Consider the following 18,410-nt stretch of genomic DNA (forward strand, 5'->3'; position numbering starts at 1 on the left):
ATGACAGAACCGGTAAAAGTAACAGTCTTTGGTCTGGGCTTTGTAGGGCTGCCCCTGGCCCTCAGTTTTGCCATGCGGGGCTGCAAAGTCTATGGTGTGGATGTCAATGAGGAGCTGGTAGCTGAGCTAAAGGCAGGCATAACCCATCACCTGGAGGCTTATCATAGCACTCCTATTCAGAAAATCCTCAAGGATCAGCTGGCAGCTGGTCGCTTCATTCCCACAACTGATGCCAGTGAGGCCCTGACTAACAGTGACAATTTCATTGTTACTGTAGGCATTCCCGTTAAAGAGGGGCGGGCGGATTACAGTCATATAGAAGCAGTAAGCAAAACCATCGCCCGAGGCCTGAAACCCAATGATCTGGTCTTGATTCGCAGTACTGTGGTACCTGGAACTACCCGCAATGTCATCAAGCCCATTCTGGAAGAGCTTTCCGGCCTGAAAGCCGATGAGGATTTCTATCTGGCCTATTCCTCGGAACGGATTGCTGAAGGTAGAGCCTTTGAAGAGTTTGAAAACATGCCGACCCTGGTTTCCGGGGTGGACAGAGCCAGCCGGGACCGGGCCGCCAAGTTGCTCTCCATTGTAACCAAAGCTGATCTTATCCCCTGTTCCAGCATGGAAGTGGTGGAAACTGCCAAGGTAATGGAGAATGTTTCCCGGGATGTTAATATCGCGATGGTCAATGAGTTCGCCCGGTTTACCAAGGCCCTGGGGATTGATATTTTTGAAGTAATCAAGGCTGCCAATACCCATACCCGGGTCAATCTGCTTCTGCCAGGTCCGGGCGTAGGGGGGTACTGTATCCCCAATGCTTTCCACTATCTGGCGCCCAAGGCAGAGGAACTGGGGGTAAATCTGAGTCTGACCCGCATTGCCCGGGAAATCAATGAGCAGGTACCGGAACGGGTGGTAACCATGATTAAACGCAATATGACTCCGGAGTTGCCACCGGTAGTGGCGGTGTTCGGTCTGGCCATGAAGGATTATTCCAATGATGATCGCATCAGTCCGGCCATCCGCATTGTGGAACTGCTACAAAGGGAAGGAATTACTGTACAAGCCTTCGATCCTGCAGTACCAACCCGCTATGAATTTAAGAAAGAAAGTATGGCGGAAGCGCTGGAAGGAGCTCAGGGCATTGTGGTTCTGGCCAGGCAGGAAGGCATCGATTTCCACAACTATGACCTTTTCCGCAGCAAGTTGATCGGGGAACGGCCCTTTATCGTGGATACCCGCAATGTTTACCGCCGGGAAATGGTGGAAGCAGCTGGACTGGTTCTGGAAACCATCTAAACCCATAAATAACGCCCGGGAGCATTTGCTCCCGGGCCTTGAAACTGAGACCTAACGGGTATTGATGGTGAGGACGGAACCTTTCAGCTCATAGCGCAGACTCTTGAGCCAGAAATCCTTGCCTACCCGGATTTCCTGTCCGGCAAATTTCATGGCCGTCGGCCCGATGGATACTTTCCCTTCCAGGGTAACATAGGCATCCTTGCGGTAGGGATTGGTAGTCAGCAAGGTTGAACCATCAGCCCTGGTGGTAACGGTGAGCGCCGGTTTGATTTCCACTTTTTTTACCACCGCATCGGTCACAGCTGTATCAGTAACCAGCTGATCCCCGGTTTTAATGGATTGGGCTTCTTCCGGGCGCACAGCCGGTACGATCACGGTGACTTCGGCATTCTGAGCCTTCAAAGCCTTTGGGGCCAGGAAAAATTTATAGCCGGCACCGGCGATGACCGTTACCAGTCCAATGATCACCAGCAAGTCAATGATATTGATTTTGCCGAATAACCGGCCCTTTTCATCGATGATAGACATGGGTTCACTCCTTTCTTAAATAAGTATGCAAGCAACAAATATTTTTTATTCTCCATTCCTTTACATTTTCCTGCTTGGGAGAAGAGATAAATGAGGAGTTACAAAATTGTCCTATCCGGGTATTATGGTTTTAATAATTTAGGGGACGAAGCTTTATTGGGTGCCATAAGCCAGGGATTAAATGACCGCTGGCCACAACTGGAACTGGTAGTACTGTCTCACCGACCGGAAACGACAGCGGGCCAGCATCAGGTGCGGGCTGTTAATCGCTGGTCTTTGCCTGCGGTTATAAAGGAGCTAAAAAACGCAGACCTGCTGATCAGCGGTGGTGGCAGTCTCTTTCAGGATGTCACTGGCAACAAAAGCCTCTATTATTACCTGGCTATTGTTGAGCTGGCCCACTGGCTCGGGGTGCCGACTTTGATTTATGGCCAGGGGTTCGGGCCCGTTTTGCGTCCCTACAATCGACGACTGGTGGCAGCTGTTCTCAACCGGGTCGACTATATTACCGTGCGGGATAGCGAGTCAGCCCAGGATTTGCGCCAGCTCGGTATAAAGCGGCCTCCTCTGGAAGTGGTGGTGGATCCGGTTCTTGGCCATCAACCCACTGAGACAGAGCGGGCTGCCGGATTACAGCTGTTGACCAGCCTGGGCTGGCAGTCAGGGCAGCCCACCCTGGGTCTGAGCTTACGTCCCTGGCTGGGACTGGAGCACGACTGGCCGGCTCTGGTCACTCTGGCCCGCTACTGGCTGGGCCAGGGAGGGCAGATAGTGCTATTGCCCATGCAATATCCGGGGGACTGGCAGGTTCTGGAGCGGTTGCGTCAGGAACTGGCGGGGTCAGGGCCTGTCTGGCTGCCACCATCCTACAGTCTCGACCAGGCGATTGGAATCTATGCCTGGCTGGACCTGGTCTGCGGGATGCGCTTGCATGCCCTGATTTTTGGTGCCCTCTGGCATAAGCCTCTGCTGGGAATCAGTTATGATCCCAAAGTGGAACGGTTTATCGCTGATGTAGGACAGGTGATGCTGGGAAGCAGCGGACATTTGCAGGCAGAGCCCCTGATAGAAAATCTGCAGATGGTCTGGCAGAAACGAGACACTTTTGGTACCGCCTTAAAGGAGAGACTTCCCTTACTCAGTAACCTGGCTCGACGTCCGGCGCAGCTGGCTTTTCAGATTTTGTCGAATGGTGAATTTAGCTAATTGACGGTGTTGAACCGGTTAGTCTATAATAAATATGATAGAGGGGAGGAGAAAAGATGAACTGGAAACGTTACATCGGGATTGGAGCATTGATGTTGCTCTGTACGGGTGCCGGTTTTTTGCTGGGACAAAAAGTCCAGGCGGATACCGGTACACCAGGTTCGTTAGCTGATCCTCTGGCCTCCCAAAGTTATGTCAATCAGGCGGTAAATCCGAAAGTACAGGAATTGCAGGCCAAAATCCAGCAGCTGACTACAAAAGCTACAGCATTAGAACAACAGGTGAAATTGCTGGAACAACAACTGGCCCAGGTAAAGAAATAACCTCAACCCCACCGGCCCAGGTGGGGTCATGGTTTGAGAGGAGGAATATCCATGGAGAGGAGACACAGGGAAAGGGGCTTTGCTGCCCTGGTGGTGCTGCTGCTGGTACTTGTCATAACAGCGGCAATTGGTTACGGAGCTGCTGGCCTCTGGCTGGGGGAAGATTCCCGGAAAGGTCCTGGCCTGCTACCAGGAAATTTGCGCAAATTTTTTGCCGGTGGACCTACCACTTTTCTCTTGTTAGGGGTTGATGCCCGACCAGGAGAAAAGGACGCCCGGACAGATACTATTATAGTGGCCCAGCTGGACCCTGAAAAGAAAAAACTGGTAATGGTTTCGGTTCCCCGGGATACCCTGGTGGAATTGCCAGGCCATGGCCGGGAAAAAATAAACAGTGCCAATGTATATGGCGGTGTGGATCTGGTTAAGCAAGTAGTCTCCGAGATGCTGAATGTGGAAATCGACTACTATATCAAGACCAATTTTGAGGGCTTCAAACAAGTGGTAGATACCCTGGGTGGGGTCGATATTGAGGTGGAAAAGCGCATGGTCTATCGGGACCCCACTGATGGGACGTATATCAACCTCAAGCCCGGTTTGCAGCATTTAAATGGCAAAGAAGCCCTGGACTATGTACGTTTTCGTCATGATGCCCTGGGGGATGTGGGGAGAACCCAGCGACAGCAACATTTTCTGAAAGCAGTAGCTGAAGCAGCCCTCAAGCCTTCGGTGGTTACCAAACTGCCCCAGCTGATGAAGGATATTAACCAGGCAGTCCAGACGGATATGTCAGTGGGCGAAATGGTCAAGTATGCCACTTTGGCCCGGGATTTTGGCCAGCTGGAGATTGTTTCCCAGACTTTGCCCGGTCAATTTTATAACAATCACGGCAGTTACTGGAAACATGATGCCACTATCGCCAGGACCTTAATTGCCGACTTGATGAACGGCAAGACCTATCCGATGATTGTAGGGGCAGATATCAATGAGGATGAGCGGCCGAAGAAGAAGGTAAGCCGTAAGACCCAGGTTGCTAAAGCCAGAGATAGCAAATCAACAACTGGCAGTGAGAAAAAAACTTCTACCCAGCCGGTTAATAATAATCCAACCCAGACGCCAGATTCTAATCAGAACGGCTCAGCTACCGGCAACGGAGGGAATGAGAATTTAGCTCAAACCCCTGCTGGCAGCATTAATGGCAGCGGATCCGCCAGTACGAATAACGGTAGTGGTACGAGCTCTACCTCAGGTGGTGATACGACCGGTGGAACTACCCCGGAAGGAACTACTCCTGTTGGGACGGAACCCGGAGGGAGTGGGAGCGGTGGTACTCCCGTTACTTCCACCCCTGCTCCGGAGAGTGGCTCCCAGACCACGCCGCCATCTCCGCAGGGGTAACAGAGCAAAGGAGGATGGAATTTGCGGCAGCAGATACTGGGGGTTGCCTTTGATCGGTTGACACTAGCCACAGCGGTTGAACGGATAGAAGAGCTGGTAGTATGTGATAGACAAGCCCCTGCCCTGGTGATTACTGCCAATCCGGAAATGGTGATGCTGGCCCGCCGGGATGAGGAAATGGCCCGGATCCTGGCGGCTGGAGATCTGGTAACAGCTGACGGCATCGGGATTGTGCTGGCAGCAAAAATCCTGGGTTGCCCGTTACCCCAGCGGGTAACGGGCATTGATTTAGCCCAGAGCCTTTTTGACCTGGGGAAGTATAGTTTCTTCTTTCTGGGGGCACGGCCGGGAGTAGCAGAAGAAGCAGCGGCCCGGCTTCAGTCTATCTATCCTGGCCTCAAGATCGCAGGCTGGCATGATGGCTATTTTCAGGATGATGAAGGGGTAATAGCGGCAATCAACCGGGTAAGGCCGGATATATTGCTGATAGCCATGGGCATGGGGCGTCAGGAAAAATGGTTCTGGAAAAACCGGCACCGTTTGCAGGTGAAAGTAGGCATCGGCGTCGGTGGCTGTTTTGATGTCTGGGCCGGACGGGTGAGGCGGGCTCCTATATGGTTACAGAAACTGGGGTTGGAGTGGTTTTACCGTCTGATCAAGGAGCCCTGGCGCTACAAGCGGATGCTGGTATTACCAGAATTTTTATTATTAGCCTTAAAAGAACGACTTGTCAGGGGAAAAGCCCGGTAGTACAATGATATAGGAGGGATTGGGAGTGGTCATGGAAGCCAGGGAAATTATGGAGATTATACCCCATCGCTATCCCTTTTTGCTGGTAGACCGCATTCTGGAACTGGAAGCGGGCAAACGAGCGGTGGGTATCAAAAATGTCACTATCAATGAGCCTTTTTTTCCCGGGCATTTCCCCGGTTATCCAGTAATGCCGGGGGTGCTGATCGTGGAAGCGCTGGCCCAGGTAGGGGCAGTAGCCATCCTGTCCCAGGAGCAGTTTAAAGGCCGTTTGGCCTTCTTTGCTGGCATTGATGGCGTGCGTTTTCGCCGCCAGGTCTTGCCGGGTGACCAGCTGCGCCTGGAGACGGAATTGCTGAAACTGAAAGGTACTGTCGGCAAGGCCCGTGGGGTGGCTACTGTCGATGGGCAAGTAGTCTGTGAAGGGGAATTGATGTTTGCCTTAAGCTAATGTCAGAGGACTGGAGAGGAGAAAGATGGAGACAATGGCTTTATCCCTGGCAGCGGCCTGGGGCATGGCTCTATTGACTACACCGCTGGTCAGGAAGCTGGCTTTTAAGGTGGGGGCGGTAGACCAGCCCAACCACCGTAAAGTCCATGCCCGGGTGATGCCCCGCATGGGTGGTGTGGCGATTTATCTGGCTTTTGCAGCCCTGGCCCTGTTGACTCAGGGATATCGTCCGGAAGTCTGGGGGCTGATCCTGTCGGGAGGTATTATTGTAGCAACTGGGTGTCTGGACGATATTATGGAAATATCACCGAAAGTTAAATTGATGGGCCAGGTAATAGCTGCGATCGTATTGATGGCCTTTGGCGTGAAAGTCAGTGTGATCACCAATCCCCTGGATGGGGGTGTGATCTTCCTGGACTGGTGGGCCTATCCGGTTACCCTTTTCTGGCTGGTCGGGATCAGCAATGCTGTTAACCTGATTGACGGCCTGGATGGCCTGGCGGCAGGTACCAGTGTAATCGGGGCTGTCACCATGGGGATTGTGGCCTGGCAACAGGATCCGGCGGTAGCTATCCTGGCCTGGTTGCTGGCTGCGGCTACCCTGGGCTTTATGAAATATAACTTTCATCCGGCCTCCATTTTCATGGGGGATGCGGGCAGCCTCTTTCTGGGCTTTGCCCTGGCGGCCCTTTCCATCATGGGGGTAGCCAAAGGGGCTTTTGTCATGTCGGTGTTCGTTCCCATCCTGCTGGTGGGGGTACCGGTGCTGGATACTACCTTTGCCATCGTCAGGAGAATGGCGAATGGCAAACCCATCTTTCAGGCAGATAAGGCCCATTTACATCACCGCCTGATGGCTTTGGGTTTATCCCACAAACAGGCGGTACTGGCTATTTACCTGATCCACGCTATTTTTTCCCTGGCAGGGATTCTGGTCAGCTTCCTGCCTGCCCGTTTAGGCTGGCTGGTACTGGGGGCGTTGACCTTGCTCGCCTTTATGGGGGGGCGCTGGCTGGGTGTGATTGGGCGGAGAGGCTATGAGGTCCATCACCATAGACACTAAAGTTGGGTAGAGGGTTTCTATCTTCCGGATAGAACCCTTTTATTTTCCAGGAGCGGTAGGGAGGGAAATTGATGAAAAACAGCGCAAAATTCTGGCTTGGGGCAGTAATGCTGCTAGTCCTGCTTCTGGGGGGCGCAAACGGGGCTGGAGCCGCAGAACCCTGGTGGTATTATGAGCAACTGCCTTTGGAGCCGGTAGTGGCAATTTATACAGCACCAGACGGTAAAGAAATCGTAAGTTTGTCCTCTGCCTGGTCTGACCCTGGCAAATTACAGGCCTTATATTATGAGTTAAAAAACAATGTTCACGGTAAGGAATGGGATTACCTGGGTGGAGTGGTTATTTACCCTGATTATCCCCTGGGCCGGGGCGTAGGAGGTCTTTATGTTCCGGAACTGGGCTGGGACAGCAGAGGACAGAGATATGTCACACCTAAACGGCCGATTTTTTTATTTGGCGGTGACGAGCAGACAGAGCTGGCTGATGTCGCCAAAACTATGGCCCATGAATATGGTCACCATTTTACGGTCTACTATTTCTGGACTAAATATGGTGTAACCTTTGACAACTACTGGCGCACTCCCTGGTATGATATCCGGCAGGGGATTCGGGACCCGAGGGTAAATAACGGCAGCCATGCCTGGGACCCGGCAGAGATTGCGGCTGATGATTATGCCCAGCTCTTTGGTTCTCCCCAGGCCCGCCAGTTTACTAAATTCACCAGCCAGTTTGGCTATTTCAGCAGCAGCAGCTATAATCTTTCTCCCCAGGAAAACCTGGCCCTGCCTCTGGCAGCTCAGGTGCCGGGGCTGGAAGCCTACTGGCGGCAGCTGGCCGGTCTGCCTGCAGCTACCAATCAGCCGCCTAAGCCACCCCAGCTGGCATTAACCGGCAGCGGCCAGGATGAAAGGGGCCATTACCTTACTTTCTCCTGGAGTCAGGCGGTAGATGACCGCTATCCTGCCAGCCTGGAATACACTCTGGTCTATCACGGGCCCAATGATACTCTGGCTGCTCCGGTTGCCTATACCTTTGGAGATAACCGGGAGGCCAGGTTTTACCTGGGGCGGGAAACGGGTTCTTATTATTTTCGGGTCTTTGCCAGAGATGCCAGCGGGTATGTGGTTTCCTCGCCAATATTAGTGATAAATCTGTCTAACCTCCCGGCACCGACTGCTGTCCCCAGGGGCTGGTTGTTCTGGGATATTGGGCCCGATTACTGGGGTTATCTCCAGGTAGAGAAAGTAACTGCAAGAAAGATTCTTGTACCCAATGCTTATAACAACTTTGTTCCCTGGGGCAATATCACCCGGGCCCAGCTGGCAGTTTTTCTGCAGCGGGCCTTCCCACAGGCTCCAGCGACCCAAACACCACCGGTCTTCAAGGATACAAGCAACCATAGTTATGCCTGGTATATCAACTGGGCAGCCAGCCGGGGCTGGCTGAAAGGGACGCCCCAGGGCTATTTCTATCCTGACAAGCTGGTGACTAGAGCGGAGCTGGCGGCGGTACTGGCCCGTTTGCCGGGTGTGGACCAATTGCCCGTAGCGCAAAGTGGTGGCCTTTTTCCTGATACCACCAACCACTGGGCCAGGGACATTATCCGGGATGATGTTCGCCGTGGGCTGATGTATGGCAATCAACAGGGATATTTTAATCCGGATCGGGCGACGACCAGAATTGAATTTTCCGTAGCTTTGAGTAAATTGCTTTGAGTTCAGGACAAAAAATAAATTCCCCCTATGGTAGTTATAAAAGCTAACATAGGGGGATTGTTTTTGGGTGCCGGGTATTTTTTAGTCCGGTACTCTGGCATATTTAAAAGCTGTGGGGGCCTGGCCGGCCGGTAGGAGCAAATCCTGGCTGGTTTTTACTTCGATCTTGACTCCATTGACATTGATTAGCTGATCCAGGGTTCCGCCCAGAATATTGATACCAGCGGTAAGCGAGGCACTGTCACCGATGGCCTGGATTACATAGGGGTAGGTTATGGCATGACTGCCGACAATGGTATTGCCACTGGCACTCTGGGTGATGGCAGTATACTGGGTCAGGCGGATGCCATTTATGGCTATACCTTCAGCCCCCACATTCCAGAGCTCATTGATAATGCGGATCAGGTCATCATAACCGATGGGCGTCTGACTGGAAACGGTGATGGTAATGCCAGGCCCCCGCAGGGGTGCCAGGGCACCGGCAGCTCGCAGGCGGCTGTTTTCTTCCCTCAGGGCGGAAAGGAGACGCTGGCCCTGGCTGGGGTCGGACTTGATCAGGCGCAGGCGGTTCTCCAGCTCCCACTTTTCCTGTAATAGAGCTTCCCGCTTTTCATTCAGGGTCTTGATCACTGAAGCCAGGTTTTCCTGGCTCTGTGCCGTATAGTCTCTGAGGGCTGCTTCCTGGGTGTTGAGCTGGACTGATACCAGCAGCCCCAGGCTGAAAGTGGTAAAAGCCAGAGGTAGCTTTAATTTCTGCCAGTGCATGCTTAACTTCCTTTCTCAGCCGGTGGAGTCAGCGGCTGGCCGTAGCGCAGGGCCAGGGCACCACTGTAGGCCGGCACGAGGATTTTCTGGTGTTGTTCGATTCGGATGGGATAATCCAGAGATTTGAGCACACTATAAGTAAAGCCCCTTTCCACAGCCCGTTTCAAGGCGACGGGGTCCCCGATGGCCTTGATCTGATAGGGGGCGGTCAAACGGTTGGAATTGGTGAAAACGATAAAGCCGCCGCACTTGATATCACTGGAACTGATTATCCGCTCACCATTGACAGCGATGGCTTCGGCACCCCCTGCCCTGAGGTCATTGACCAGGTAGACCAGGTCGCTGTCATGGACCAGATAATCCCAGTAATCCACTTGCTGGTTTTCCTTGCGGGCCAGTTCCAGGGCCTCCGTGCGGTCATTGACCACTATTACCACTCCCGGTCCTTCCACTGGTGTCAGACCGACGAGGGCGCGGGTCAAATCCATTTGGGCCCTGATTGCTTGCAGTGTCAGGCTGCCTTCTGCCTTCTGGCTGGCTTCCCATTCTGCCAGCTGCTGGCGTAGACTGCTGACTTCTTTTTCTATAGCCTTGTTTTCCTTTTCCAGGCGGGAGGCCATGGCGGCCAGGGTCTCTGCCCGCTTGGTATTGGGACCGTTGGTTAACTGGTCATGGATGCGCAAATCGATGGCAATGAGTAAACCGGTCAAAACCGCAATTAAGGCGATAGGGGCTTGCCAGGGTGATAGTTCCCGGCGCTTGAGGGAGAGTTTCATTTTCCTGTGCCTCCTGCAAAATTTCTGGGAATTTATGCGGAAAAGAAAGGGATTTATCAATTTAAAGCGAATTTCTTTATAGTCTTTGGAAGGATAGGGAGGTCAGGGTATGCCCGGCTCTAACACCTATTATAGCATTATCGCTTTGTTAGACATAGCCCTTGTTACTTTTGTTTTATATAAAATCTTTTTGTTAATTAAGGGAACCCGTGCCATCCAGCTCTTGAAAGGGCTGGGTATATTGCTGGCGGTCACCATTATCAGCCAGTGGGCTGGACTCTATACTATTAACTGGTTATTGCAAAAAACGATTGGGATGGTGTTTGTGGCCCTGCCGGTAGTGTTTCAGCCGGAATTGCGCCGCGCCCTGGAACAACTGGGACGAGGCAAAATCTTTGCCAGCTCTTCCCGGCAGCTGGGGCCAGAGGCCAGAAAACGGTTGCTGGAGGAGCTGGTTCGGGCCATCAGCCAGGCCAGTCAGCAGAAAATAGGGATGTTAATCGTACTGGTGGGGGAAAGCAAATTGCATGAATTTACGGAAACGGGTACATATATCGATGGAGTGGTTTCCCGCGAATTGCTGGCTAATATCTTTAGTCCCAATACCCCCCTCCATGACGGAGCGGTAATCATCGATGGGGAGCGAGTGGTAGCAGCGGGCTGCCTGTTACCTCTGTCGGAAAACCGGGAGGTAGGGCGGGAGCTGGGTACCCGCCACCGGGCCGCCCTGGGTATCAGTGAAGTTTCCGATGCGGTTGCTATTGTAGTTTCGGAAGAAACAGGTACCATTTCCGTTGCTCAGGAAGGCAACCTGACTCGCTATTTAAGTGAAAAATCCCTTAAAGAAATGCTGGAGGTTCTATACAGTGCGCCGGAAAACCAGAACCGGCCCTGGTGGAGGAAAGTAAGATGAAAAGATTCTGGGAACGCAATACCGGACTGAAATTGCTGGCTCTCCTGACTGCTATTGTCCTCTGGTTTTACGTCAATCAGCTGGAAACCGGGGGCCAGCAGGAGATTCAGGCGACAGTACCAGTAGTGGTCAAAAACCAGCCAGCACAGCTGGTCATCGTAGAAATGCAGCCCACGGTGAATGTCCGTTACCTGAGAGGAAACAAGACTACCCTGCCGCTCTGGGGCAACCGGACCGGTGCTGAAGTCAAGGCGGAAGTGGATTTGAGCCAGGCCAAAGCCGGCCTGAACTGGGCCAAAGTCAAAGTGCAGGTACCCGAAGATGCCCGCCTGCTGGAAGTGAGTCCGGCCCAGATTGCTATTCGTTTGGAACCCTGGAACAAAACCCGCTAAGGAGGCTGCCTATGGCTATTCGCATCAATAATCTCAGGTTACCGCTGGAACACAGTGAACGGGAACTTACCCGCCAGGCGGCCCGGGAGCTGGGCCTGAAGGAAAAGGATATCCTTAGTCTGCAAATCGTGCGGCGCTCGGTAGATGCCCGGCGCAAGGACAGGATCTGGTTCGTCTATGCCGTTGATGTGGAGGTAACTCAGGAAGAACGGGTGCTGGCCCGCTGCCGGGGCAAAGGGCAAATTGCAGCCGTCTCTACACCGGCTGCGGAACCGGAACTGAACAAAGGCAGTCTGCTTTTGAACCAGCGGCCCATTGTGGTAGGAGCAGGGCCTGCGGGGCTGTTTGCCGCCTTGCTGCTGGCCCGCTATGGTTATCGGCCGCTGGTGCTGGAACGGGGAGCCGATGTCCACAGCCGGGCAGCAGCGGTGGAGGAATTCTGGAGCACCGGCAACCTGGATCCCCGCAGCAATGTCCAGTTCGGGGAAGGGGGTGCTGGGACCTTTTCCGATGGCAAACTCACTACCCGCATCGATGACCCCCGCCGCTTTCTGGTGCTGAAGGAGCTGGTTAAGGCCGGGGCACCGGAGGATATTCTCTATGTACATAAGCCGCATATCGGTACGGATATATTGCGCCGGGTGGTGGTCAATCTGCGCCGTCAGATCGAGGCACTGGGCGGGGAGGTGCGCTTCCTGGCCCGGGTTACCGACTTGATTCTGGAAGGAGACCGGATACAGGGAGTCATTGTTAACCATACGCAGGAAATTCCGGCTGAAGTAGTGATCCTGGCAGTAGGTCACAGTGCCCGCGATACCTATCGCATGTTACACCGGCATCAGGTCAGCCTTACGCCTAAAGCCTTTGCCATCGGTGCCCGCATTGAACATCCCCAGGCCCTGATCGACCGGGCCCAGTATGGCGCCTTTGCCGGGCATCCTCGCCTGGGAGCGGCGGATTATCACCTGACCTATCAGGATGAGGAGAGCGGGCGGGGAGCCTACACTTTCTGTATGTGCCCCGGCGGTCAGGTAGTGGCCGCTGCTTCAGAACCAGGCCAGGTGGTGACCAATGGCATGAGCAACCGGGACCGGGCCAGCGGCACCGCCAATGCTGCCCTGGTAGTGCAGGTATTCCCTCCTGATTTTCCCGAGGAGGGACCGCTGGGTGGGATCGCTTTTCAGGAAAAATGGGAACAGGCCGCTTTTCGCCTGGGGGGAGAAAGCTATCAGGCTCCAGCCCAGCGGGTAGAGGACTTTCTGGCCGGTCGTCCCAGTTCAGAAGTAAAAGGGGCCAGTTACCGACCGGGTATTACTCCTGCCGACTTGCATCGAACTCTGCCGCATTATGTTGCCAAAGCCATGGAAAAAGCTATAATAAATATGGATAAAAAACTGAAAGGATTTGCCCACCCCGACGCGGTTTTAACCGGGGTGGAAACCCGCACTTCAGCTCCGGTCCGTATCAACCGGGGAGAAGACCGGCAGGCCCTGGAGATTGCTGGTCTCTATCCGGCCGGAGAAGGAGCCGGCTATGCCGGAGGTATAATGAGTGCAGCGGTAGATGGCTTGAAAGTAGCGGAAGCCATTATCCAGCGCTATCGGGAAGGAGATTACTGAGATGGGAAAATTGTTTGGTACTGATGGGGTACGCGGTATTGCCAATCAGGAATTGACCCCTGAGCTGGCTTTTCGCCTGGGCCGGGCCGGGGGTGCAGTGCTGGCCCGGGCAGCCCGGGAACAGGGGATAGAGCGGCCAGCACTGGTGATCGGCCGGGATACCCGCATTTCCGGCCAGATGCTGGAGAGCGCTCTGGTAGCCGGTCTTAATTCAGCAGGAGTGGATGCCTGGCTGGCCGGGGTGATTCCCACGCCGGCGGTAGCCTATCTGATCCGGGCCTACGGAGCCCAGGGCGGGGTAGTGATTTCCGCTTCCCACAATCCAGCTCCGGATAATGGGATCAAGTTTTTTGGCCCCAGTGGCTACAAGCTTACTGATGAACAGGAGGAAACTATTGAAGCCCTGCTGGGCGAAACGGCAGAGGAGGACCACCTGCCCCGGCCCATCGGGGCCCAGGTTGGCCGGGTGCGTCAGCTGGAGGATGCGGAAGATCGCTATCTGGCCTTCCTCAAATCCACCATCCCGGGCGATCTGAGCGGCCTGAAAGTGGTGGTGGATTGCGCCAATGGGGCCGCCTGCCGGGTTTCCCCCCGCCTGCTGCGGGAACTGGGGGCGGAGGTTTTGGTCATCAATGACCAGCCTGATGGGCTCAATATCAATGCCGGCTGCGGTTCGACCCATCTGGACGCTCTCAAGGCAGCGGTGGTGGAACACGGGGCTCAGGTGGGGATCGCCCATGATGGTGATGCTGACCGGGTGCTGGCTGTGGATGAAAAAGGCCAGGTTATCGACGGGGATGTAATCATGGCCCTCTGCGCGCTGGCATGGCAAAAACAGGGCCGACTCCAACAGAATACCCTGGTGGTAACGGTGATGACCAACCTGGGCTTACATCTAGCTTTAAAGCCCAGGGGCATCAACATCCTGGAAACCAGGGTAGGGGATCGCTATGTCCTGGAAAAAATGCTGGAAAGCGGCGCCGTCCTCGGGGGCGAGCAATCAGGGCATATCATTTTTCTGGACTACAACACTACCGGTGACGGGGTGTTGACGGGATTGCAGTTACTGCATATTATTAAAGAGGCGGGTAAACCCGCTTCCGCAACAGCTGCGGTGATGGAACGCCTGCCCCAGTTCCTGGTGAATGTGCGGGTGAAGGATAAGGAGGCGGCCATGGCCAGCCTCAAGGCCCAGGAAGCTATCCGCCAGGCGGAAGCTCAGCTGGCCGGCCAGGGCCGGATTCTGGTGCGGCCTTCCGGCACTGAACCCCTGATCCGGGTGATGGGCGAAGGCCGGGACGGAGCCTTAGTGGAAAAACTGGTACGGGAAATTGCCGCCATTTTTGAACAGATGTAGGCTATAAGCAAGCGGGCCGCCTGCTGCGGGCGGCCCCCTGGCCTTAATTTTTTAAGGGGGTGAGACATGAAGAAAAAGAGCAACGGGCATACTGAAAAAAAGCGCCGGGACTCCTGCGGGAGTTGACGAGGTGAGGGAGCATCGAGGTTTCGGCGGATGCCCTCCGGTGAGGGGCCCAGGCCGTAAGGACGGGACAAAACCTGGCAGTGATGCCAGGGCCAAAACCCGTACCGGGGCCCGGATTTTGGCTTGAGGAGGATAACTTGCATGTGTGGAATCGTCGGCTATATCGGTAGTAAACCGGTTGTACCTATATTGCTGGATGGACTGGCTAAACTGGAGTACCGGGGTTATGACTCCGCTGGTATCGCTGTCCTGACAGAGCAAGGCATTGCTGTGGAAAAAAGCGTGGGCAAACTGGCCATACTGGCAGAAAAACTGGCCCACAATGCTCCCCAGGGTACTCTGGGCATCGGCCATACCCGCTGGGCCACTCATGGCCGCCCCAGCGATATCAACAGTCATCCCCATACTGACTGTGCGGAAAAATTTGCGGTTGTCCATAACGGGATTATTGAAAACTTCCAGAAGCTGAAGGAATGGCTGGCCGCCAATGGCCACACCTTCCGCTCGGAAACGGATACTGAGGTACTGCCCCACCTGGTGGAACATTTCTACCAGGGCGATTTGCTGGCCGCCGTTCGGGAAGTGGTGAAACACATTGAGGGCTCCTATGCCCTGGGCATCATCTGCCAGGATGAGCCCGACAAAATCGTGGCCGTGCGCAAGGACAGCCCCCTGGTGGTTGGCCTGGGTCAGGGGGAGAATTTCATTGCCTCTGACATCCCCGCCATTCTCAGCCACACCCGCGATACCTATATTCTCAATGACGGGGAAATGGTTCTGCTGACTGCCAATGAGGTCAAGGTCTTTGATCAGCAGGGGCAGGAAATCAACAAGGAAGTCTTCCGGGTCCACTGGGATGTGGAAGCAGCGGAAAAAGGCGGCTATCCTCATTTCATGCTGAAGGAAATCCACGAACAGCCCAAGGCCCTGCGGGACACCCTCTCCGGCCGTCTGGCCACCGATAACTCCCGGGTCCTGCTGGAAGAACTGCAAATGACACCGGAGGAAGTAAAGCAGATCAAGAAGATATTCATCACCGCCTGTGGTACCGCCTATCACGCCGGAATTGTAGGCAAGTATGTCATCGAAGACCTGGCCCGTATTCCGGTGGAAGTGGATATCGCTTCCGAATTCCGCTACCGCAATCCCATTATCGACCAGGATACCCTGGTAGTGGTGATCAGCCAGTCCGGCGAAACCGCCGATACTCTGGCTGCCCTGCGGGAGGCCAAAAACCGCGGCGCCAGAGTGCTGGCCGTTACCAATGTGGTGGGCTCTTCGGTGGCCCGTGAAGCCAACTGGGTGATTTACACCTGGGCTGGTCCCGAAATCGCCGTGGCCTCCACCAAGGCCTACACCACCCAGCTGGTGGTGATGTACCTGCTCGGCCTCTACCTGGCCCAGCAGCGGGGTACCCTTACCCAGGAGCAAATCAGGGAAGTGGTCACCGCCCTGCGGGAACTGCCCGCTCAGGTGGAAGCCATCCTGGGCCGGGAAGAGGAAATCAAGGGTTTTGTGCAGAAATACGCCCACTGTGAGGATGTGTTCTTCCTGGGCCGCAGCATCGACTATGCAGTGGCTATGGAAGGCTCTCTCAAGCTGAAGGAGATCTCCTATATCCACGCAGAGGCCTATGCCGCCGGGGAGCTGAAGCACGGTACCCTGGCCCTCATCGTCGAGGGGATTCTGGTGCTGGCCCTGGCTACCCAGATGGATGTCTTCGATAAGATGGTGAGCAATATCAAGGAGGTCAAGGCCCGCGATGCCTCGGTGGTGGGCATCACTTTCGAAGGGGAAGAGGAGCTGGCCAAGAGTGTGGATGAGGTGATCTATATTCCCCGCACCCATAAGCTGACCAGTGCGGTGCTGACGGTAGTGCCCCTGCAGTTGATCGCCTACTATGTGGCGGTGGCCCGCGGCTGTGATGTGGATAAACCGCGGAATCTGGCCAAGAGTGTGACTGTGGAGTAAAATGAAAAGGAAAAGGGTTGAGCGACGAGCTCAGCCCTTTTTGTTGTATCTAACGAGTGATATTCTCGAGCTGGGGTTGGTGAGTACCTACCGTTAGCTGAACGTACGGACTGAGGTGCACGAATCCAATTGTTCAGCGCTACACCGATTATAGGCTTATTTTAATTCTTTTATTAATAAATGTGTATAATTTCGGGCACCATGTAATACGCGATATACATATACTTTATTTTCTATAACCCGGTAAAAAGCTATATAAGGTTCAACGATAATCATGCGGAAATTAAACTTTTTCAGCGAGGGATCGAGTAACGGGGTTCCAGAATGAGGAAAATTCTCTAAACGGCTCAAGGCGTGCATAATACTTTCAAGTATACTATCTGCAGCGCTTGGATTATCTACCATAATATAATCAAATATCTCGTCTAGGTCTGTATATGCGGCAGGGAGTAGTTCTACATTATATTTTTCCATGGATTTTCTCCTTGAGCCGTTTTTGTGCCTCAGCAAGCGTGATGGTTGGCTCGCCAGCAAGGCGTTGTTGTTCGGCCAACAATAATTTTTCGCGGAGATCAAGCATAGCTTCTCGACGTTCAAAAGCCTCAATACTCATTATTACAAGATCGCCTTCACCATTTTTTGTGATGTATATAGGTTCTGCTTTTTCATGGGCAAGCTGGGAAATGGTATTATATTTATTACGAAGCATTGTAGATGATTTTATAATCATTTAATTGGCCCCCTAGTAGAATATTCTACTTTTATTATACGATAATTCTAATAGAATATAAATAGGCTTCTCCTCTCGATCCGGCAGCTGGCCAAAGATTTGCACATTAGTGTAATCACCACAAAACGGGCTTATGGGAATTTTTCTCTATCTCTTCAAAACGGCTGTAATTCCTCTTACTGCTAGCGGAAAGTGGCGAGGTATTGCAGATATTCTGGCAGTAGGTTTTTATTTATCTGGATCAATAACTCTGTTCGGGATTAGTTTGTTAGAAATTGGAGTACTGGAGTGGCCATATTCCTCATAGTAGCTCATATAGCAATGATTTTTGGAATGCTGAGTCCTGATATTTTTAGCCACGGTGGCAGTGGGATGAAAATGTGAAGTGCGATAAACTGCTGGTATTATCTACTCAGGATAAAAGATAACCATCTGGGCCCTTACTGTTTCCTCGCCTGCATTAAAATAGGCATGGGGCCTGTCCGCTTTAAACCTGATGGCATCCCCTGTCCTGACCACATATTCCTTCAAGCCGACCTGGATAGTCAGTTCTCCGCTAAATACAGTAATGAATTCCTGCGTCCCCTGACCGTGAGGCTCTGCCTGCAAAGAGCCTCCTTTTTTTATTTCAATTCCATAGATTTCAAAGCGGCGGCCCTCCTCGTAGGGGAAATAGGGATAAAGATAGTATTTGCCATTGTCTTCCACCAGGGGCTGAAGCTCCTGGTGGCGGATGAGCTCTGTTGCAGATTGGGGTGAGTTTAACAAAGAAGTAAAGGATATCTTCAGGCCATTGGCTATCTTCCACATAATTGCGATGGTGGGGTTGGCTTCTTCCCGCTCGATCTTGCTGAGCATGCTTTTGCTGACACCGGTCAACTGGGCCATTTTATCCAGACTGAGTTTTCGTTCTTCGCGAATTCGTTTTAAGTTGGAGGCAATAACAGAATTAAGATTTTCCAAACAGGCTCACCTCAACATCTTGTATTATATAGTAGATACATTGTATAATACTACGAAACTGT

General features: G+C 53.3%; 19 protein-coding genes and 1 pseudogene. 14 read left to right on the forward strand and 6 right to left on the reverse strand.

The features are described from left to right. Positions 1-1,299: a nucleotide sugar dehydrogenase gene (locus CTH_RS02045; RefSeq protein ID WP_078665182.1), complete on the forward strand. Its 1,299-nt coding sequence runs from the start codon at positions 1-3 to the stop codon at positions 1,297-1,299. A 51-nt stretch (positions 1,300-1,350) separates the two neighbouring features. Here the strand turns inward: CTH_RS02045 and CTH_RS02050 are convergent, their stop codons facing one another. After that, entirely contained in the window at positions 1,351-1,830 is a 480-nt protein-coding gene (locus CTH_RS02050) for a DUF4330 domain-containing protein (protein ID WP_078665181.1), read from the reverse strand. Between the two features lie 90 nt (positions 1,831-1,920). Here CTH_RS02050 and csaB point away from each other — a divergent pair, with 90 nt between their 5' ends. The 7 genes from csaB to CTH_RS02085 all read left to right on the forward strand — a co-directional run bounded on the left by csaB (position 1,921) and on the right by CTH_RS02085 (position 8,736). Next, positions 1,921-3,036, forward strand: a complete 1,116-nt coding sequence (gene csaB / locus CTH_RS02055) for a polysaccharide pyruvyl transferase CsaB (protein WP_107752873.1) — start codon at positions 1,921-1,923, stop codon at positions 3,034-3,036. 56 nt (positions 3,037-3,092) lie between these two features. After that, positions 3,093-3,359 (forward strand): hypothetical protein, encoded by a 267-nt coding sequence (locus CTH_RS02060; protein WP_078665179.1) that lies wholly within the window; start codon positions 3,093-3,095, stop codon positions 3,357-3,359. Positions 3,360-3,410: 51 nt separating this feature from the next. Continuing rightward, complete coding sequence (locus CTH_RS02065) at positions 3,411-4,757, forward strand: LCP family protein (protein WP_078665178.1); 1,347 nt, start codon at positions 3,411-3,413, stop codon at positions 4,755-4,757. A 21-nt stretch (positions 4,758-4,778) separates the two neighbouring features. Next, positions 4,779-5,507, forward strand: a complete 729-nt coding sequence (locus CTH_RS02070) for a WecB/TagA/CpsF family glycosyltransferase (RefSeq protein WP_078665177.1) — start codon at positions 4,779-4,781, stop codon at positions 5,505-5,507. 31 nt (positions 5,508-5,538) lie between these two features. Further along, entirely contained in the window at positions 5,539-5,958 is a 420-nt protein-coding gene (gene fabZ, locus CTH_RS02075; protein ID WP_078665224.1) for a 3-hydroxyacyl-ACP dehydratase FabZ, read from the forward strand. A gap of 25 nt (positions 5,959-5,983) precedes the next feature. After that, complete coding sequence (locus CTH_RS02080) at positions 5,984-7,021, forward strand: glycosyltransferase family 4 protein (RefSeq protein WP_078665176.1); 1,038 nt, start codon at positions 5,984-5,986, stop codon at positions 7,019-7,021. A 71-nt stretch (positions 7,022-7,092) separates the two neighbouring features. After that, positions 7,093-8,736 (forward strand): S-layer homology domain-containing protein, encoded by a 1,644-nt coding sequence (locus CTH_RS02085; RefSeq protein ID WP_078665175.1) that lies wholly within the window; start codon positions 7,093-7,095, stop codon positions 8,734-8,736. Between the two features lie 81 nt (positions 8,737-8,817). Here the strand turns inward: CTH_RS02085 and CTH_RS02090 are convergent, their stop codons facing one another. After that, positions 8,818-9,501, reverse strand: a complete 684-nt coding sequence (locus CTH_RS02090; RefSeq protein WP_078665174.1) for a DUF881 domain-containing protein — start codon at positions 9,499-9,501, stop codon at positions 8,818-8,820. Positions 9,502-9,503: 2 nt separating this feature from the next. Continuing rightward, positions 9,504-10,277, reverse strand: a complete 774-nt coding sequence (locus tag CTH_RS02095) for a DUF881 domain-containing protein (RefSeq protein WP_078665173.1) — start codon at positions 10,275-10,277, stop codon at positions 9,504-9,506. Between the two features lie 109 nt (positions 10,278-10,386). On the opposite strand from CTH_RS02095, the gene cdaA reads away from it, so the two are divergent. From cdaA to glmS, 5 genes are all read left to right on the forward strand, one after another. After that, the gene (gene cdaA, locus CTH_RS02100; RefSeq protein WP_078665172.1) at positions 10,387-11,190 is read left to right on the forward strand and encodes a diadenylate cyclase CdaA; all 804 of its coding nucleotides are present in this window, start codon (positions 10,387-10,389) and stop codon (positions 11,188-11,190) included. After that, entirely contained in the window at positions 11,187-11,582 is a 396-nt protein-coding gene (locus tag CTH_RS02105; protein WP_078665171.1) for a CdaR family protein, read from the forward strand. Before cdaA ends, CTH_RS02105 begins: the two co-directional genes overlap by 4 nt. An 11-nt stretch (positions 11,583-11,593) precedes the next feature. After that, positions 11,594-13,201: an NAD(P)/FAD-dependent oxidoreductase gene (locus tag CTH_RS02110; protein ID WP_078665170.1), complete on the forward strand. Its 1,608-nt coding sequence runs from the start codon at positions 11,594-11,596 to the stop codon at positions 13,199-13,201. A 1-nt stretch (position 13,202) separates the two neighbouring features. Next, the gene (gene glmM, locus CTH_RS02115) at positions 13,203-14,558 is read left to right on the forward strand and encodes a phosphoglucosamine mutase (protein ID WP_078665169.1); all 1,356 of its coding nucleotides are present in this window, start codon (positions 13,203-13,205) and stop codon (positions 14,556-14,558) included. A gap of 267 nt (positions 14,559-14,825) precedes the next feature. Then, on the forward strand, positions 14,826-16,655 hold the full coding sequence (gene glmS / locus CTH_RS02120; RefSeq protein WP_078665168.1) for a glutamine--fructose-6-phosphate transaminase (isomerizing): 1,830 nt from the start codon (positions 14,826-14,828) through the stop codon (positions 16,653-16,655). 156 nt (positions 16,656-16,811) lie between these two features. Here glmS and CTH_RS02125 read toward each other — a convergent pair whose 3' ends face one another. Together CTH_RS02125 and CTH_RS02130 are read right to left on the reverse strand one after the other, a co-directional pair. After that, on the reverse strand, positions 16,812-17,129 hold the full coding sequence (locus CTH_RS02125) for a type II toxin-antitoxin system RelE/ParE family toxin (protein ID WP_107752875.1): 318 nt from the start codon (positions 17,127-17,129) through the stop codon (positions 16,812-16,814). Beyond that, the gene (locus CTH_RS02130; RefSeq protein WP_078665166.1) at positions 17,116-17,385 is read right to left on the reverse strand and encodes a type II toxin-antitoxin system Phd/YefM family antitoxin; all 270 of its coding nucleotides are present in this window, start codon (positions 17,383-17,385) and stop codon (positions 17,116-17,118) included. The genes CTH_RS02125 and CTH_RS02130 overlap by 14 nt, the downstream gene beginning before the upstream one ends. 133 nt (positions 17,386-17,518) lie before the next feature. On the opposite strand from CTH_RS02130, the pseudogene CTH_RS14345 reads away from it, so the two are divergent. After that, positions 17,519-17,769 (forward strand): annotated as a pseudogene (locus tag CTH_RS14345) (DUF6803 family protein). Positions 17,770-17,793: 24 nt separating this feature from the next. Here CTH_RS14345 and CTH_RS02145 read toward each other — a convergent pair. Continuing rightward, positions 17,794-18,348: a helix-turn-helix domain-containing protein gene (locus CTH_RS02145; RefSeq protein ID WP_107752877.1), complete on the reverse strand. Its 555-nt coding sequence runs from the start codon at positions 18,346-18,348 to the stop codon at positions 17,794-17,796. Positions 18,349-18,410: the final 62 nt, after the last annotated feature.

Origin of the sequence: Carboxydocella thermautotrophica (assembly GCA_003054495.1) — a bacterium.
Taxonomy (GTDB): domain Bacteria; phylum Bacillota.

What these genes read in the sequence shown, in the direction of transcription:
- CTH_RS02045 (WP_078665182.1), top strand. Translation starts at nt 1, where the DNA reads ATGACAGAACCGGTAAAAGTAACAGTCTTTGGTCTGGGCTTTGTAGGG.
- CTH_RS02050 (WP_078665181.1), bottom strand. Translation starts at nt 1,830, where the DNA reads ATGTCTATCATCGATGAAAAGGGCCGGTTATTCGGCAAAATCAATATC.
- csaB (WP_107752873.1), top strand. Translation starts at nt 1,921, where the DNA reads ATGAGGAGTTACAAAATTGTCCTATCCGGGTATTATGGTTTTAATAAT.
- CTH_RS02060 (WP_078665179.1), top strand. Translation starts at nt 3,093, where the DNA reads ATGAACTGGAAACGTTACATCGGGATTGGAGCATTGATGTTGCTCTGT.
- CTH_RS02065 (WP_078665178.1), top strand. Translation starts at nt 3,411, where the DNA reads ATGGAGAGGAGACACAGGGAAAGGGGCTTTGCTGCCCTGGTGGTGCTG.
- fabZ (WP_078665224.1), top strand. Translation starts at nt 5,539, where the DNA reads ATGGAAGCCAGGGAAATTATGGAGATTATACCCCATCGCTATCCCTTT.
- CTH_RS02080 (WP_078665176.1), top strand. Translation starts at nt 5,984, where the DNA reads ATGGAGACAATGGCTTTATCCCTGGCAGCGGCCTGGGGCATGGCTCTA.
- CTH_RS02085 (WP_078665175.1), top strand. Translation starts at nt 7,093, where the DNA reads ATGAAAAACAGCGCAAAATTCTGGCTTGGGGCAGTAATGCTGCTAGTC.
- CTH_RS02090 (WP_078665174.1), bottom strand. Translation starts at nt 9,501, where the DNA reads ATGCACTGGCAGAAATTAAAGCTACCTCTGGCTTTTACCACTTTCAGC.
- CTH_RS02095 (WP_078665173.1), bottom strand. Translation starts at nt 10,277, where the DNA reads ATGAAACTCTCCCTCAAGCGCCGGGAACTATCACCCTGGCAAGCCCCT.
- cdaA (WP_078665172.1), top strand. Translation starts at nt 10,387, where the DNA reads ATGCCCGGCTCTAACACCTATTATAGCATTATCGCTTTGTTAGACATA.
- CTH_RS02105 (WP_078665171.1), top strand. Translation starts at nt 11,187, where the DNA reads ATGAAAAGATTCTGGGAACGCAATACCGGACTGAAATTGCTGGCTCTC.
- CTH_RS02110 (WP_078665170.1), top strand. Translation starts at nt 11,594, where the DNA reads ATGGCTATTCGCATCAATAATCTCAGGTTACCGCTGGAACACAGTGAA.
- glmM (WP_078665169.1), top strand. Translation starts at nt 13,203, where the DNA reads ATGGGAAAATTGTTTGGTACTGATGGGGTACGCGGTATTGCCAATCAG.
- glmS (WP_078665168.1), top strand. Translation starts at nt 14,826, where the DNA reads ATGTGTGGAATCGTCGGCTATATCGGTAGTAAACCGGTTGTACCTATA.
- CTH_RS02125 (WP_107752875.1), bottom strand. Translation starts at nt 17,129, where the DNA reads ATGGAAAAATATAATGTAGAACTACTCCCTGCCGCATATACAGACCTA.
- CTH_RS02130 (WP_078665166.1), bottom strand. Translation starts at nt 17,385, where the DNA reads ATGATTATAAAATCATCTACAATGCTTCGTAATAAATATAATACCATT.